The sequence below is a fragment of the Shewanella sp. MF05913 genome (assembly GCF_059758095.1).
In genome coordinates, this window is record NZ_JCAYNT010000005.1 from 17,854 (window position 1) to 35,107 (window position 17,254).

14 protein-coding genes are annotated in these 17,254 nt (G+C 42.2%); 4 read left to right on the forward strand and 10 right to left on the reverse strand.

Annotated elements, in window-relative coordinates; genetic code table 11:
• Nucleotides 1-14 precede the first annotated feature (14 nt).
• Together ubiA and uvrD are read right to left on the reverse strand one after the other, a co-directional pair.
• A complete protein-coding gene (ubiA, locus tag AC19MV_RS08495; protein WP_498307227.1) occupies nucleotides 15-875 on the reverse strand; it encodes a 4-hydroxybenzoate octaprenyltransferase in 861 nt (286 codons plus the stop codon).
• Nucleotides 876-911: 36 nt separating this feature from the next.
• A complete protein-coding gene (uvrD, locus tag AC19MV_RS08500) occupies nucleotides 912-3,101 on the reverse strand; it encodes a DNA helicase II (protein WP_498296774.1) in 2,190 nt (729 codons plus the stop codon).
• A gap of 191 nt (nucleotides 3,102-3,292) precedes the next feature.
• Between uvrD and AC19MV_RS08505 the strand changes: the two genes are divergently transcribed.
• The gene (locus AC19MV_RS08505) at nucleotides 3,293-4,165 is read left to right on the forward strand and encodes a LysR family transcriptional regulator (RefSeq protein WP_498306991.1); all 873 of its coding nucleotides are present in this window, start codon (nucleotides 3,293-3,295) and stop codon (nucleotides 4,163-4,165) included.
• A gap of 233 nt (nucleotides 4,166-4,398) precedes the next feature.
• Here the strand turns inward: AC19MV_RS08505 and AC19MV_RS08510 are convergent, their stop codons facing one another.
• The 3 genes from AC19MV_RS08510 to AC19MV_RS08520 all read right to left on the reverse strand — a co-directional run bounded on the left by AC19MV_RS08510 (nucleotide 4,399) and on the right by AC19MV_RS08520 (nucleotide 6,814).
• Entirely contained in the window at nucleotides 4,399-5,337 is a 939-nt protein-coding gene (locus tag AC19MV_RS08510) for an SPFH domain-containing protein (protein WP_498306993.1), read from the reverse strand.
• Nucleotides 5,337-6,266: an SPFH domain-containing protein gene (locus AC19MV_RS08515; protein WP_432400060.1), complete on the reverse strand. Its 930-nt coding sequence runs from the start codon at nucleotides 6,264-6,266 to the stop codon at nucleotides 5,337-5,339. The genes AC19MV_RS08510 and AC19MV_RS08515 overlap by 1 nt, the downstream gene beginning before the upstream one ends.
• Before the next feature lie 86 nt (nucleotides 6,267-6,352).
• A complete protein-coding gene (locus AC19MV_RS08520) occupies nucleotides 6,353-6,814 on the reverse strand; it encodes an NfeD family protein (protein WP_432400061.1) in 462 nt (153 codons plus the stop codon).
• A 375-nt stretch (nucleotides 6,815-7,189) separates the two neighbouring features.
• On the opposite strand from AC19MV_RS08520, the gene AC19MV_RS08525 reads away from it, so the two are divergent.
• Nucleotides 7,190-7,942 (forward strand): outer membrane protein OmpK, encoded by a 753-nt coding sequence (locus AC19MV_RS08525; protein WP_498306995.1) that lies wholly within the window; start codon nucleotides 7,190-7,192, stop codon nucleotides 7,940-7,942.
• A 99-nt stretch (nucleotides 7,943-8,041) separates the two neighbouring features.
• On the opposite strand, the gene udp is transcribed toward AC19MV_RS08525, so the two are convergent.
• Both udp and AC19MV_RS08535 read right to left on the reverse strand, forming a co-directional pair.
• Nucleotides 8,042-8,800, reverse strand: a complete 759-nt coding sequence (gene udp, locus AC19MV_RS08530) for a uridine phosphorylase (protein WP_432400063.1) — start codon at nucleotides 8,798-8,800, stop codon at nucleotides 8,042-8,044.
• 414 nt (nucleotides 8,801-9,214) lie between these two features.
• On the reverse strand, nucleotides 9,215-10,390 hold the full coding sequence (locus AC19MV_RS08535; protein ID WP_432400064.1) for a type III PLP-dependent enzyme: 1,176 nt from the start codon (nucleotides 10,388-10,390) through the stop codon (nucleotides 9,215-9,217).
• Between the two features lie 940 nt (nucleotides 10,391-11,330).
• Here AC19MV_RS08535 and AC19MV_RS08540 point away from each other — a divergent pair.
• Nucleotides 11,331-11,588 carry a hypothetical protein gene (locus tag AC19MV_RS08540; RefSeq protein WP_432400065.1) on the forward strand — a complete coding sequence of 86 codons (258 nt, stop codon included), beginning with the start codon at nucleotides 11,331-11,333 and terminating at the stop codon, nucleotides 11,586-11,588.
• 69 nt (nucleotides 11,589-11,657) lie between these two features.
• Here AC19MV_RS08540 and AC19MV_RS08545 read toward each other — a convergent pair whose 3' ends face one another.
• Nucleotides 11,658-12,317, reverse strand: coding sequence for a thiopurine S-methyltransferase (locus tag AC19MV_RS08545; RefSeq protein WP_432400066.1), 660 nt, complete (start codon nucleotides 12,315-12,317; stop codon nucleotides 11,658-11,660).
• Nucleotides 12,318-12,397: 80 nt separating this feature from the next.
• The gene (locus AC19MV_RS08550; protein ID WP_432400067.1) at nucleotides 12,398-12,745 is read right to left on the reverse strand and encodes a hypothetical protein; all 348 of its coding nucleotides are present in this window, start codon (nucleotides 12,743-12,745) and stop codon (nucleotides 12,398-12,400) included.
• Between the two features lie 171 nt (nucleotides 12,746-12,916).
• Here AC19MV_RS08550 and AC19MV_RS08555 point away from each other — a divergent pair, with 171 nt between their 5' ends.
• A complete protein-coding gene (locus AC19MV_RS08555) occupies nucleotides 12,917-14,731 on the forward strand; it encodes a protein kinase domain-containing protein (RefSeq protein ID WP_498296861.1) in 1,815 nt (604 codons plus the stop codon).
• Between the two features lie 62 nt (nucleotides 14,732-14,793).
• Here AC19MV_RS08555 and AC19MV_RS08560 read toward each other — a convergent pair whose 3' ends face one another.
• Entirely contained in the window at nucleotides 14,794-17,190 is a 2,397-nt protein-coding gene (locus AC19MV_RS08560; RefSeq protein WP_498306997.1) for a zinc-dependent metalloprotease, read from the reverse strand.
• Nucleotides 17,191-17,254: the final 64 nt, after the last annotated feature.

Consider the following 17,254-nt stretch of genomic DNA (forward strand, 5'->3'; position numbering starts at 1 on the left):
ATATCAGTAACGAACTAAACGAGATAATCTAGCGATAGCGAAATAAACAGTATCATTCCAGCCCAGTTGTTATTTAAAAAGGCTTTAAAACAGGGCGCGCGCTCGCGACGATAAATAAGCCCTTGTTGGTAAACGGCAAAGCCAATAAAGCTCACAATGCCTAAAGCGTAAATCATGCCACGCTCAGCCAACACGCCAGCCATAATGAAACAACCTAACGCAGCCAGTTGAAATAAACCAATAATCTGCCTATCGAATCGTCCAAATAAAATGGCAGTCGACTTAATACCGACCTTTAAATCGTCATCACGATCGACCATGGCATACATGGTGTCGTAAGCCACAGTCCAACACCAGTTAGCCATAAATAACCACCATGCCTCAACGGGGACTTCTCCCAGCTGTGCGGCATAGGCCATCGGTATAGACCAGCTCCACACTATGCCTAAAAACATCTGCGGCATATTGGTAATCCGTTTCATAAACGGGTACATAATCGTCAGTATAATGCCAACGACCGACAACTGTACTACCAACGGATTAAGCCATAACACTAAGCTGAATGCAGCTAACCCAAGCACCACAAATAAGCAAAGCGCCTCTTTGATACTGACTTCGCCCGACACCAATGGACGCATATTGGTGCGCTCCACATGTGCATCTAAATTGCGATCAGCATAGTCATTAATAATGCAGCCGTTAGCTCGCATTATGACCACACCCACAATAAAAATAAGCAGTACAGTAATATAAGGCATACCTTGCGCTGCTAATACTAACGCCATTAAACAAGGCCAGAGTAAAAGCAACGTACCTATGGGTCTATCGATTCGCATTAATCGTGCATAAGCACGAAGTTTGTCTTGCAATGACATCGATGTCATATCTCCATGATTTCGCATGTTGACAGCTTAACAACGCTCTAACTTAGCGAGTGATACCAATAACCATTTACTGCCGAAATCAACAAAATTGACTTGTACACGGCCTTTTTCTCCCGAGCCTTCAAAGCTTGTGACGATGCCTTCACCAAACTTAAAGTGCTTCACTCTAGAACCCACTTTATGACCGGTGTCATTAAACCCATGAGGTTTTTTAGTCGCCACAGCATCTGCCGCTCGCGATGGGAAACGCTGGCTAACAGAAGGCTTAACCTGAGCACGGATACGAATTTGCTCAACAAACTTTTCAGGAATTTCATTGATAAAGCGTGATGGGCTAGCATAATCTTCACGGCCATAAATACGGCGAGATTCTGCATAACTGATGTATAGTTTTTTCATCGCACGAGTCATGCCCACATAACACAAGCGGCGCTCTTCATCTAAGCGATCGCCCTCATCTAACGCCATCTTGCTCGGGAATAAGCCTTCTTCAACACCCGCCATAAAGACCATCGGGAATTCAAGTCCTTTGGCTGAATGCAATGTCATTAATTGCACAGCATCAGTAAAGGCATCGGCTTGTCCTTCACCAGCTTCTAATGCCGCATGTGATAAGAAGGCATTAAGTTCGCCCATATCTTCAAGCTCTTCTGGCATTTCAAAACTGCGGGCAGCAGTCACTAATTCGTTTAAGTTTTCAATACGCGCTTGGGCTTTTTCGCCTTTTTCAGCTTCGTACATGGTCCGTAAACCCGAACGATCAATCACGCTATCAGCCATTCGATACAGCAACATATCTGCAGTATCTGTGCGCATCGAAATAATGAGTTCCATAAAGCCACGCACTGCATTTGCTGCACGGCCGGCTAATACTTTTTCTTCAATTAAGTGCACACTGGCTTGCCACAACGTTAACTGATGCTGTTTGGCAGTAGAGCGCAAAATATCTAAGGTGCGATCGCCAATTCCACGTGCTGGTGTATTCACCACACGTTCAAATGCGGCATCATCATCTTTATTATTGATAAGACGCATATAGCCCATCGCATCTTTAATTTCCTGGCGTTCGAAGAAGCGTAAACCACCGTAAATGCGGTAAGCTAAGCCTTTGTGTAAAAAGGCTTCTTCGAGCACTCGTGATTGCGCATTTGAGCGATATAAAATAGCGCATTCACTTAAGCTGCCGCCTTTTTCTTGCCAGTCACTAATGCGCGCTACAATAAATTTGGCTTCGTCCATTTCATTAAAGGCACAATAAACTGAAATAGGTTCGCCATCTTTATCTTCGGTCCATAACTCTTTACCTAAACGGTCAGGGTTATTGGCAATCACGGCGTTAGAGGCGTTCAAAATATTCGCTGTTGAACGATAGTTTTGCTCTAAGCGGATAGTTTGTGCACCAGAAAAGTCTTTCAAGAAACGGTGCAAGTTTTCAATTTGTGCGCCGCGCCATCCGTAAATAGACTGATCGTCATCACCGACAATCATCACGTTAGCCGTATTACCCGCTAATACGCGGATCCAAGCATATTGGATGGCGTTAGTATCTTGAAATTCGTCAACCAAAATATGGCGGAAACGTTCTTGATAATGCGCTAATAAGTGTGGCTTATTGAGCCATAACTCATGAGCACGTAATAGAATTTCAGCAAAATCAACCAAGCCTGCGCGATCGCACGACTCTTGATAAACTTTATAAATATTCAGTAAATTTTGCTCAATAGGAAATCCACCCGCATCAATATGCTTAGGGCGTAAACCTTGGTCTTTTTTACCGTTAATGTAACCTTGAGCCTGACGAGGAGGATATTGCTTCTCATCTAAGTTAAGGCTCTTAAGAATACGTTTAAGCAAACGTAACTGGTCGTCAGAATCAATAATCTGGAAAGTTTGCGGTAAATTAGCGTCTTGATAATGGGTACGCAATAAACGATGTGCTAACCCATGGAAGGTGCCTATCCACATGCGGCCCATGTTAGTACCGACCACTTTTTCCACGCGCTCACGCATTTCTGCTGCCGCTTTATTGGTAAAGGTGACTGCCAAAATAGAATATGGACTTTGTTGTTCTACTTGCATTAACCACGCAATACGATGAGTTAATACACGGGTTTTACCACTGCCGGCACCCGCTAACACCAACATATTTGAAAGTGGCGCGCCAACTGCCTCACGCTGCTTATCGTTTAGGCCGTCTAATAATGATGATACGTCCATTTTTCCTCCCAGAAATCTGCGATGTATTATATATCAATTAGCGTTGGAAAGCCGTGCAATAGTTTACCTATTTGGGGCGAGAAACCTAGAATACAGCGAGTGATAAGGCTTAAAGCTGCATTAGGACTAAATTGACAATAACAATCACGAAAATTACTATACAAAATAAGAGACTGACTTAGGCTGACACATTGAACATCAAAGATTTAGAACTGTTTATTGCCGTGGCTAAACTAGGTAGCTTTACTAAGGCGGCCAAATCACTTGATACCCGCCGCGCTCTGGTGAGTCGGCGCATTGCTGATTTAGAAAAACAACTTGGCGCCCCACTATTTACCCGTACCACTAGAGTGATGAACCTAACCGCCTCGGGCAAACGTTATTTGGCCCAAATAACGCCACTGGTTAGTCAACTTAACCATGCTGGAGACGTATTTAAACATCGTCACGACGACGTACAAGGCAAATTAAGAATTGGCTTACAACCGTTTGTTGATAAGTTGATGGACAAACACATCGCCCATTTTGTGCATGCCTATCCACAGGTTCAATTAGAAGTCTTTATTGTGCCAGGACAACATCAAGACATAAAACGCTTAAATTTAGACTGCATGATTAATGCTGGAGAAGTCACTAAAGGCAATATCAGCAAACAAAAGCTCATGACGTTTGAGCGAAAAATGTATGCCAGCAGCCTTTACCTAGAAAAATCATCTGTGATAGAAACCATTGACGATTTACATTACCACTCGTTACTTGGTTATCGTGATACCGAAGGTGTTTTAGAGCATCAATGGAATTTCCAGCACACAAACGTGAGTGCCAACTACAAAATCATTTGCAGTGATTACAATTCTTTGTATCACTTTTGTCTCGGCGGTGCCGGGATTACTCTCCTACCCCAAGTTATTGCTGTGGATGCCGTAGAAAATCAGCAACTCATTAACGTACTGCCTGAGTTAAGCGCTGGATTTACCGATATTAATATTCTCTCACCCAAAGATAGCGCCCTCTCGCCTGTTGCCAAAGTGTTTGTTGAACACCTTGGCGATATAGTTAAATAGTACACCTCGGCTAAACCCAGCTTAACCCAGTAAGGTCAACGTATCGAAAACTAAGGGACTAAAACGAGGGCTTAAAAAATACAAAAAAGGGGTCAGCATTGCTGCTGGCCCCTTTTTATAATTCTGTGACAACATTCATCACATCAGCTTAAATAACATCAGTACAATACAGCGTTTGTAACGAGCGGATAACCTACTGAATGGTGCATCGTAACCACCTATTTTTTAACAACCTATTTTTTATCGTCTTTTAAACCAATGCTGTCCATCCAGTATTCAAAGTTGACCAAGTTGCCTGGTAATACAATGCGGCTATCTTTTTTGCTTAGACCATCTAATTGCTTCATGTATTGCTCACCAAGCTGCATACGCAATGCACTTTGTCCGCCTTCAGCTGAAATCACTACCGCTAAACGCTCAATCGACTCAGACGTGGCTTTAGCTAAGGTTAAAATCTCTTGCGCCTTACCTTCAGCTTCGTTTATGCGGCGCTGCATTTCACCCTCAGAGCGGTTAATGGTTTCTGCCATCACACCTTCTGAACGGTTAATTTTACTTTGCTTATCACCTTCACTTTTAGCGAGTAACGCACGGCGCTCACGCTCGGCATTAACCTGCATTTCCATGGCGTTTTTAACGGTTTCTGGTGGCGTAATATTTTTAATCTCGTAGCGGTGAACGCGCATTCCCCACATAGAACCAGCTTCATCTAGCACCTCGACGACTTTAGCCGAGATTAAATCACGCTCTTCAAAAGTACGGTCTAAATCTAGCGTACCAATAACCGAACGGGTTGTTGTTTGAGCGAGCTGAATCGCAGCGTAACGGTAGTCAGTAATGCCATAACTGGCTTTCACTGGATCGGTAACCGAAATATAAATCACGCCGTCTACTTCGACGTTAACTTCGTCACTCGAAAAACATTCCTGCGGTGGAACATCAATGGTTTCTTCTTTTAAATCATGAATGTAAGCCACTTTATCAACAAAAGGGATAAGGGTATGAAAACCAGCATCTAAGGTGCTGTGGTATTTACCTAAACGCTCAACAATATAGGCAGATTTAGTGGGCACTAAACGAATCGATTGAAATAGTTTCAACACGAAAATGGCAAAAATAACACCCCAAATCACCATCACAATAAAATCAGTATCAATTCCGTTAATCGACATTAGCGTGCTCCTTTCGCTGGTGAATGACTTACCGCATGAGTGACTTGCTCCATGCCTTCAAAAAAACCTTCAAGTTTGGCCATCTCAGCAGGCACAACAGACACTTGGGCCTCAGATAAAATCTTGCCGACTTGACCAATAAACTGCTCTTTAAGCAACATGTTCATGGCATCATTACCGCCATTGATGGTCAACGCTTTGCATATCATTTCCATGCCTTCAGCTTTAGCATTGGCCACAATTGATATTTCTTGTCCGGTACCAATGGCCTCGTTAATACGTCTTTGTTTTTGACCTTCTGACAGGTTAATCGCTTCTTGACGCTCGCCTTGCGACATATTGATCATCGCCGCTTTTTCAGCGTTGGCTAAGGTAATCTCAGCACGTTTACGACGCTCTGCTTCCATTTGTTTTTCAAGGGTATGAATAACATTATGCGATGGAGTAATATTTTTAATCTCATAACGCAATACTTTAATCCCCCAAGGGTCTGAAGCTTTATCAATTTCACGCACTATCGATTCATTTAAACTGTCACGCTCTGAAAAAGTTTGCGATAAGGTTAACTTACCGATTTCAGAACGCATGGTGGTTTGCGCTAGATTTACTGCCGCGCGGCGATAGTTTTCAATACCGTAGCTGGCTAGTTTGCCGTCCATCACTTTAAGATACACCAGCCCATCAACTTCTAGCTGAGTGTTATCTTTAGAGATACAGCTTTGTGGCGGTACATCAAGTACCTCTTCACGGGTATCGTGTCGATAAGCCACTCTGTCTACAAATGGCACTAAAAAATGAAACCCAGGAGCTAACACGGTACGAAACTTACCTAAGCGCTCAATCACATGCACTTCGCGCATGGGCACTATGAGCATCAATTTGAATAATATGAAAATAATAAATAAAAATGCGATGGTTAACACAAACATATCCACTTCCTTTTTGTAATTTGACGAATCCCTAAACAATCACTTCTAACGATCATAACTAAACAACCATAACTAAACAGTCACTTTTAAACTGAATCGATAATAGGCTCAACCACAAACCCAATATTATCGCGACATATAATTCTGACCTTGGTGCCCACTTTTATTTCTGTACCGTCCCCCAAAGCAGTCCAATCAGAACCTAGGCAATGAATTCGCCCAGTTTGCTGCCCTGGCCCTATGGCTTCTTTAACCGTGGCAACCTGATTATACAAATCAACTTCTTCGTCAGTATTGGCCACATGAGCATCACCGCCGACAAGGCGTTGAGTGACATGACGAAAACTAAGTAGTAGCACCATTGATGCCATAAACCATAGCGTCATGCTTTGTACAAAGCCGTCGATAATCCCTAACGCTAATGACGATGCAACAATAATACAAGCAGCGCCAAGCAAAATGACGATGCCGCCCGGAACAATAATTTCCGATATCATTAATAACAGCCCAAGCACTAACCAGACTGTGATCGGATTAGAAAGCTCCATAAATCCTCCTCAATAAATGAGTATGCCGTGCATTTACTATATCAGTTGCGTTTTATTATTGCGACATAATATGTCAAAGTTCATCACAAACAGCTCATCTAATAAATCAATCACCGTTAACATAACAGTATCAATAATTTAGTCCAATGTTTCACATCACATCGCAATAGTAAAAAGTGTAAAGTAAGATGTTTCTGTCTACAAAACGCTGAAATCAGCAGTGCTTCCTTAGTTTTTATTGTGCTGATTATCAATTTTGAATATATTGCGCCCCATTGTGCACGATCGGGAATAATACCAGTTGCCTTTTCATCTCGATTAAGCTGAATTTACAATCATTATGGCATCACAACCATGTTACTAACCGGAATAAAAATGAAAAAAATCTGCCTTTTAGCCACGCTAGTGCTTTCACCAAACGTGTTTGCAAACGATGTTATCCAGTGGTGGGATTTAAGTGCAACTGTCTTGCATGGCGAAAACTATGACCTCGCACCATCAGAAAGACAAACCACGATTACCTTAGAAACCGCAGGTGGCTGGACATATGGCGATTGGTTCGTGTTTCACGATTTTATTAACTTTAACGGCAACAATGGTGGTGACGATAACAGCCATTATGGTGAAATTTCACCGCGCTTTAGTGCCAGTAAAATCCTTGGTCAGCCAGTAGAGTTTGGTGCGATTAAGGATATGTCTGTTGCCTTGACGTACGAGCATGGCGATGGCCCTGTAGAAAGCATGCTGTATGGTGTGGGGCTTGACTTTGATGTGCCATTTTTCACTTACTTGCAGCTCAATACTTATCGCCGTGATGCTATTAGCAATGGCAATATCAGCGATGGTTGGCAGTTTACGCCAGTATTTAGAATCGACATGCCAATCGGTGATGCAAACATCATTATCGATGGCTTTATTGATTGGGTATTTGTTGCAGACAATAATGGTTACGATGAAAACCTACACATTAATCCACAGATTAAATACGATTTAGGTAAAAGTTTATTTGGCGAACACAAAAAGGACAAATTGCTAGTCGGATTTGAATACGATTACTGGCAAAGCAAGTACGGCGTGAATGGTGTTGACCAAAATACGTACTCTATTATTGCCCAGTATCATTTCTAAATGGCGAAAATAAGATAACAAAAAAGGTGCCTAGGCACCTTTTTTACTGTTTACGCTAGTCTTAGCAAGCAACCATGGTAAACGTATTACTCAATGACATTATGCTAATAGTTTTTTCGCTGCTGCAACAACAATAGAAACTGCACTCACTTCAGTTTTCTTCATTGTAGCTTCATCAGGAATTTCTTGTTGTGTACGGTTAACAATCACACCTGCTACACATGCTGCACGCCAGCCTTGAGTTGCACACATAGTGAATAATGTGGCTGACTCCATTTCATAGTTAAGCACGCCCATTGACTGCCACTCTTTCATAGAGCCAACATAACGCTGAGTAATGCGACCTGAAACGGTATCGTAACGCTCTTGACCAGGATAGAACGTGTCAGAAGAAGCTGTAATACCGATATGCGGTTCTAAACCTGCATCGCGACATGCTGCAACCATAGCGGTAGTACAATCAAAGTTGGCGGCTGCAGGGAACTCAAGCGGAGCAAAATGCAAGCTGGCACCATCTAAACGAACAGAAGCCTGAGTGACAATAACATCACCCACGTTAACATGTGGTTGAATTGCACCAGTGGTACCTACGCGTAGGAACGTTCTCACACCTAATTGTGCTAACTCTTCAACAGCAATAGAAGTCGACGGTCCACCGATACCTGTTGAACAAACAACAACTGGCTTACCATCAATATAAGCTAAGTAGCTTGTGTATTCACGATGGCTAGCTAGGAACGTTGCATTATCCATTAGCTCAGCAATACGCTTAACACGTTCTGGATCACCAGGAACGATTGCTAAGGTAGCGCCATCTAACATTTTTTTAGTTAATCCTAAGTGAAATACATCGGACATTTTGAAAACCCCTTTCATTTTTGAATATTAAATTCTTATATTCCAGACTTTAACCTAGTCTTTAGGAGGATAAGGTTAACTTGATCACATATAAATTCATAATAGTTAATATAGTTTCGTTAAATTATTACCAATATATGACCAAAACCCACAAAAATCATGGCTTTGAGCATAGTTGAATACGGTGAAAAACAACAAGCTATTTATCTAACTTAAAAACCATTAACGTGATTCACATCAAATTAACCTTGTCACACAATTTGAATTATACCATTCAGCGTTAATAAGTGATGACTCAGCGAGAGTTTAAAAGGACTTAAATAAGGTGTAATGCGGATTGGTATTAAGCCGTGATTCATTCGCTAAAACAAAAAAGGACGCTAAGCGTCCTTTTCTTAATACTGAGCAGGCATACTACAGGTAGTAATCTTTTAACGGTGGGAAACCATTAAAACACACAGCTGAATAAGTTGTAGTATAAGCACCGGCTGTTAACCAATACATACGATCACCAATGGCTAAATCAACCGGTAAACCATAACTGTAGTGCTCATACATAATATCGGCACTGTCACAGGTTGGGCCAGCAATAACACACTTATCTAACTCACCATTACGGTCTGTATAGATAGGGAACTTAATGGCTTCATCCATGGTTTCAATTAACCCTGAAAATTTACCCACATCAGTAAATACCCAACGCTCTAGTGCTGTATTTGATTTACGAGAAATCAATACCACTTCAGAGATCAATACACCGGCATTTGACAATAATGAACGACCAGGCTCTAAAATAATCTCTGGTAATTCATCACCAAAATCTTCTTCTAGAAAGTGCTTAATCTGTTGTGCATAAACACCAAGTTCATTGGTTTTATCCATATAGTTGGCAGGAAAACCACCACCTAAATTGATCATTTTAAGCACAATGCCGTGTTCTTCTTTTAAACGGTCATAAATACTTTTCACTTTACCAATCGCCGAATCCCACGCACCGATATCACGTTGCTGTGAGCCAACATGGAACGAAATACCATGCGGTTGTAATCCAAGCTCTTTAGCTAATACCAATAAATCGTATGCCATTTCGTTTTGGCAACCAAACTTACGCGATAAAGGCCAATCGGCGGTGTGTGTGCCTTCAGTTAAAATACGCACATACACTTTAGCGCCTGGAGCTTCTTCTGCAATCATGCGTAAATCAGCTTCAGAATCTGAAGCGAACATGCGCACGCCTTGCTCGTAAAAAGAACGCACATCTACGCGCTTTTTAATGGTGTTGCCGTAACTGATACGGTCAGCAGAAACACCAATCGATGTGACCATCTCAAGCTCATAAATAGAGGCGATGTCAAAGTTTGAGCCTTTGTCACGCAGCAAAGTAAGAATTTCTTTGGCCGGATTTGCCTTAACCGCATAATAAACGTTTGCGAAAGGAAAATTATTAACCATGTCATCGTATTGTTTCGCAACGATTTGGGTGTCAATAACTACAAACGGCGTTGGCTTATCTTCAGCAAATGCCTTAATGCGCTCAAACGTGTCCTTGTCATAATAATCTGCAACATCAATCGATTGAAATTGGCTCATTAGGCCAGTGCCTCCTGTTAGTTGGGCAATAAAAGTGCGTTTTCTGGTTTGTAAAAACATGCGCAGTAAACGATATTTTTAACCGATACGCAACGAATTTTTATGCAAAAACTCTACTTTTTTATTCCTGCATAAATGTCATTAACACTCAATAACCTATTTAATTAGTCAACAAAATTAATGCCGAGTTCAACAACCTTAAAAAGTATAGACTCTGTTGAATAAAATAGATTTTAAAACAACGAAATATTCGCTAAAAGTAGCAACTCTTTTTTTGTTTTACTGCGACCAGATTAACACAATTATTACATTTACTTTAAATAAAATCCAAAAATTGATGCCTGAACCATATTGACCAAACAACCCGCATTAATCAATAACACATTGAAATAAATGTAATAACCTATCATTATCAAGTATGAATCAGTCACAAAAACCAACCACACTTAGATCACTAACTTATGCCAGTGTGCAATTTAATAAGTGAATTAATCGATGAGATTTACATTTTTTATTGAGCCTAAACTCACCAAGAAAACGGCAAATATTATCGCTGTGTAAATCGCGGTTTACGTAATATAACTTCACATCAAATAGGTGATACTCACTATCATGCTGATGGTGAACCTTGAAACACGACACTTTCCCCAGCGATACTCATCGATCACTTGGAGTATGAGAGACCGCTATTCTGAATAAGGAGACGAAATGCGGGTTATCGGTAATTGATCATAAAAAATCAATTTTTCATACTAAATACTGATAAAAAACTATCAATCGAAAGTTTTATTGTTATAATTGTTCGTATTAAAGAACAGTGTTCAATAATGGTCTGCTCATAGACAAGCAACATGTTGCACAATCTCATGTTAGCTTGAAATATTAAACACTGAGTTGACCATTTACTTTTCAATATTTAAACGACTTAGGCGAAGGGATTATGACTCAAGTTGCATATCAAATAAATGAGCGTCGACACAAGGATATGTTAAAGCACGACGAGCATTGGGATTTAACTACAGCAGACCAAAAACTCGCACTGTATGATTTGCACCGCTATGGTTACCGCTTACTGTTTGTGCGCCACATGCTGACAGGACCGGTTGCAGTAATAAGCCAGCATGATGATATAGCAGCGATTTATGCCGATGGTGAAGTTGATTTGCGCCCAAAGATTACCCTGCGCGATATTCATTAATGTTGCCGATGTGCAATAAAAAACCTACCCCAATTGGCGTAGGTTTTTTTATACCTTGCGATCCTCGTTTTACGCTTTGCGAGTCAGTTTATAAACAGCTTCGTTTAACCAAGGCACCTGCTTATTCACAAAACGAGGATTGTCTGCCAACACATCAACACATTCTAATAATTCAACATCAAAGTGCGGCGCCAAATGAGTCTCTACCCAATCCGGGCTGACTGCAAATGGAGGTCCTTTAAGGGTATCTTGTGGGTAATCGAGGGTAATTAATAAACCGCTCACATTCGCGGGGATCAATTTAGCTAATGCATCGGCATATTGTTGGCGCATGGCTTCTGGCCACGCGATCAATGCCGCGCGATCGTAAAAACCACCTATGTCAGTGGTTAATTGGTGCGGTAAAGTAAAAATATCACCTTGATAAATACGAACTTCGTCGGCACTAAACACGCCATGCTCGCCGATTTGCTCAACCTGATATGCTAACTCGTTGTCAGTAAAAAAATGCTCCACTGCGATGGGATTTAATTCGCAACCTAACACACGGTGCCGTTGCTCTGCGAGGTAGCACATGTCGAGTGATTTACCGCATAAAGGCACAAACACCTCAGCTTGTTCAGCTAAGCCTAAACGCGACCAGTATTTCACTAAAAACGGATTAACTTGTTGCTGGTGAAAACCAATTTGTTGTAGTTGCCATTTTTCATGCCAAAAGCGTGGTTCCATGATGGTCTCTTTAGTCTATTTACCAATATTACAGGCTACTTTAAAGACTAAAAAAAACAGATGCAACTAAACACATTAACTTAGGCTTTACCGTCCAGCGTTAACTGAACTTGTCTTAACCAACGGCAATTTTCGCACTGGCATTTACGACGCGACATATGGTGTGGACTCAAGTTTGAATCAACAAAATCAACTGCAATCAGCAACTGCTGCTTGAGTTCGTCGACAGATTTCATTTCGAGTGCAACCATTTCATCATTATGATTAATCCACAAGCACTCTTCCCCTTGATGGCAAGTGATACACTCCTCATCACTGTGATTAAAAAAGACGGCATGAGGACAATGAGTCACTTCCATCGATTGCAAAATACGAGTTCGAGGAAAATTAAATAACTGAATTAGTTGTGCTTTATCAATGTTAGGCATGAATACCTCTGCTAAAAGCGTTAAGTGATCTTACATCCATACTACCTACTGTTGATTGATTTTGATTTGATGTAGGTCAAGGTTTACATATCGTAATTTTTTAGCTAGGAAGCACTTGCCGCACACAGGCGAATCAAGGTTTAATGGAGAGATAACTAAAGAGGGATGACTTTGCAAACTCCACAGCTACAGCACTTTTATATCAATGAAGAGCAATCAATATACTTACTCAGTGCCAATGATGCCCGCAAGCACAAAGCATGGGTACGTTTATGTAAACAACAGCTCAGCAAATTGGGATACCAGCAAATTGAATTTATTGGTAAAGGTGCTTATGGGTTTGTATTTGCCGGAATAAATGAATTTGGTCAATCGCATGTGTTTAAGTTTTCACGCGTTAACCTACCGCAAAGTGTGCAAGACAGGCTTGAAGAAGAAGCTTACATGCTTAGCCAGGTTAAGCACCCCAATGTGCCCAGCGCGATAAAATTTGAACGCGTTGGCAAGCAAGGCATTTTAGTCATGGAGCGGGCAATTGGTGAAGACCTCGATAAAATTTGCCAACGCTTAGGCGCACTCCCACCAGTGATGGTAGTGAGTATCGCCAGACAACTGGCCAATATTTTGTATTACCTGCGTAAGGGTAAGCCTTTGGTACACGGCGACATTAAACCCTCTAATTTGGTATACGACATTGAAACAGACAAACTGTCGTTAATCGATTGGGGCTCTGCCGTGTTTGCCCAACGCGATGAGCATAATCGCGCCGTTGATGACAACGTGATGTCGTTATTGTCTAGCGATCAACAACACACCAATGCCCGTATGGGCGATGTGTATTTTATTGGCGAGGAACAACTTAGTGGCGCTTTATCTACCCCAAGGTTTGACGAGCAAGGCGCAGCCGCAACCTTATATGCTTTAGCCTCGGGACAAATCAGCCGCTTTGGCACTAAGGTTATCCCTGCCACCAGCATCGGCTTACCCATTGAATTGGCTAAAACGCTGGACGCCATGTTAAGCGATGATGTTACACGGCGTAATCTTGCAGGCGACTACTTTTTAACAAGCCTACGTCATAGCCATCGAATGCATTTACCCATATTGCCAGAGCCGCCGTTAGTGCCTGATATTCCTGTATGGGCGCAGCCTCGTTCAAAAACAGTTGAGACAGTGAGTTACAGCTCGCGTAAATCATTTTTAAAAGAGCACAACACTCAAGATCCTATCGCTAAAATGGATGATGTGCAGTTAGAAAAATACTACCGAAACTTTATGGCTGGAATGGCCGATACCGAAAAAGGGTTTATAGCCGCAGTGGGACGTTTAGCTCAATATCCTATTGTGGGGGGGTTGGTGATCCACTGGCAAGAGTCTGGGGTCTTTATTGACTCAAACTTGGCGATTTACGACCCAGACTGCAAAGCACCGCTAACTTTAGCGGTGAATAATATGGTTACTATGGCTCGTGGCATTAAACGTATTGGGGTATTTAAAGCCTGTTTCTTTAATGCCAAAGACACCTTGCACCTAGAGCGAAAAAGTACCGAACATGAATACACCATCACAGGTGAATTACAACTGCCGTTTGAAGTTGGTGATGTACCCACATTAGAAGATAAATCCAGGCTGCACTCGTACTTTGAAGACGGTAAAGATCCTGAAGAAAACCTCGAATTACCCGCCGAGATCATGACAGAATTGGGTTGGTTAAACCAAATACATCACACCGGATGTATTATTTTTGAAGCGCTACCAAACCATTTAAAAATCCACAGCTATTTACGCTTGCTCAATCCACGTAAACAAGCAGCATTTAGGGCATGTCTTGACCGTATCATTTCCCACGCCAATAAAATTCAGGGACATGGTATTTCTGGGTTTATGAAGCTGCCTTACCGAAATACCCGCCAGTTTAGTCATCTCGATCGTAAGGCCGATCGCTTTTACCCTAAAAACCCTAAAGCGTTCGACCAACAGCAATAAGATTCATTTTAAACATAAAAAATGCGACCGTTCTCGGTCGCATTTTTTCATTTGATATCACCTTAAATAGGCGAACCTGGCGGCATTGCTGCGGGTTTCTTAATGAGTCTAAACTCAGGGTGTTCTAAACCGTTCACTATGCCCTTATACAACCAATCGTAATGAGCCGATTGATAGTCGCTGCCACGATTACTGCGACGCTTTAATTGTTTCACGATATAGTCAAAACGCGCAGTTAGCTGAGCTTGTACTTCTGGCGCAGTTTTTGGATCGCGATATGCTGCCAACAACGCATCAACAACCACAGCGTTAATACGCATTTGTATCGCTAATTCACGGCCATTTGGTAAATCTTGATATAAGCTTTTGCCAACAAGTTTGTCGACTAGAGTGACTATCGATAACTGCGAACTGTCTTCCATATAAGCTTGATTGACTCTATTTAAACGCTCTGGAGTTAATATCAAGCCCGTAATATGACGACTCAACATTTCAGCCATTGTAACTGGATCGCTCAATACGCCTAGGTTAGAGCTAAAGCTTTCGCGGGTTTTGCGGTAATTACCTGCTTTAGGTACCAATGTCTGAAGCACATTGGCAGGGATCGCCAAACTACTGCTTTGCAAACTGCCCAATAAGCCCTCTAATGCCGCTAATTGCATTTTAGGCGGTACATAACTCCACCGCACTCCGCCACCAACTTGCTGATAACTGTAATCAGCGCCACCTATCCATTTAGCTGCGGCCTCAATTTGGTAGCGGGTGAGCAAATACATTGGCACAAATACATCGGCGAGCTCACCGTTGGGCTCACCTGCCAATAACGCATCTGAATTAAATTCATTAATGGCTTTTAGGCGAACCGTTTCTAAACGCAATAATTCTGCCACTGCATCGTTACCACGGTCCCATAAACTCGCATAAGCATTGCTGGCACTCGCACGGCGAGAATCAGCTTCACCAATATATCGAAAACCTTTCTCTAAACTCGATGCTAATAATGCTTCCGCTTGCGATGAAGAACCATACCCATAAGCAATGGTGTACTTGTCCCATTCGCCAATACCTTCGCGATATGGCTGGCTAATATCAATTTGCTGGCCTTCAATGCTGGCATAAGGGTGAGGATAATCCATCACTGACGAATTATCGTTAGTCGATGCGGAAAAGTTATGATCGAGGCCCAGCGTGTGGCCAATTTCATGAGCAGCCAGTTGGCGAATACGGGCTAGCGACAATGCCATTGCCGCTTCACTTGCGGCGCTGCGATCTGGCCAGCCAGCCGTTAAGCCTCTTGCGATTAAATGATCCTGGCGCACTCTAAGGCTGCCCAATGTGACATTACCTTTAATAATTTCGCCGGTACGAGGGTCGGTGACTGCAGCACCATATGACCAACCGCGTGTTGCGCGATGCACCCATTGGATCATGTTATAGCGTACATCTTGAGGATCCGCGCCCTCAGGTAATAACGCCACTTTAAATCCATCAATAAAACCGGCCGCAGTAAACGCATCTTCCCACCAGCGCGCGCCCGCTAATAACGCACCTCGGATAGGCTCTGGCACGCCAGGGTCTAAATAATACACAATAGGATTAACCACTTTGCTTGGAGCATCACCGGGGATCACTTTTTGCAGGCGGTGTTTTAATAAATGACGTTGCATTAAAGGTTGGTCAACTGCGGTTGAATAATCGATATATTGATCAGATAAATAGCCGCTCATTGGATGATAACGACGCGGCTCAAAGCCTTCATCTGGCAGTTGCACAAAAGAGTAACGCACCCGTACAGATAAAAACTTAGCATCGGGTGTCACGCTCGCAACTTGTTCACCCGCTTTACTGGTCCTGAAGGTTAAATTAACGTCAACATCGGCATTGCGTTCAAACGATTTAATCCCTTGTGGCAATATCACCGAACGGCTGTCATCTAAACTATATTGGCCTTGTTTGGTCGCAGCAAGCACATCAGCTACACCATGTAAGTCATTAATCACTAAATCATTTACTGAAACAATAGCCTGTTTACCCACCACAATTTTACCGCGCCATAAAATAGACTCAGCAAATGCCTGAGTAACGGCTTGTTGCTCAGCAATATTGTCGCTTGAAGCGCGGTAATCTGTATTAAGCTGCTTTAAAATGAGATAAGGCCCATGTTGCTCAAATTGCACCATACGGGTTTGACCTAGTTGACCACGGTCTAAACCAATGTCGTTTGAGCCCACGCCGTGAGGCAAACTGGTTAACATTAAAAAGGGTTGGTTGAGCTTATTGACTTCAAGATATAATTGACCCGCTTTGGCATCATAAAACAGGTTAATAAATCCCTGGGCTGCTTGCGCTTGTTTTATGATTTTTTGTGCTGGATCGCTCGCGGCAATCGCAACGCCTGAAACAACCGTTGCTGGCGCGATTGCCAGTAAAAGTGCCAATGAAATACTGCGGCGAACCATAAATTATCTCCCTGTCGTGAATATCCTATCAACGAAAATAATGCGAGTAAGATTGTGTATTTAA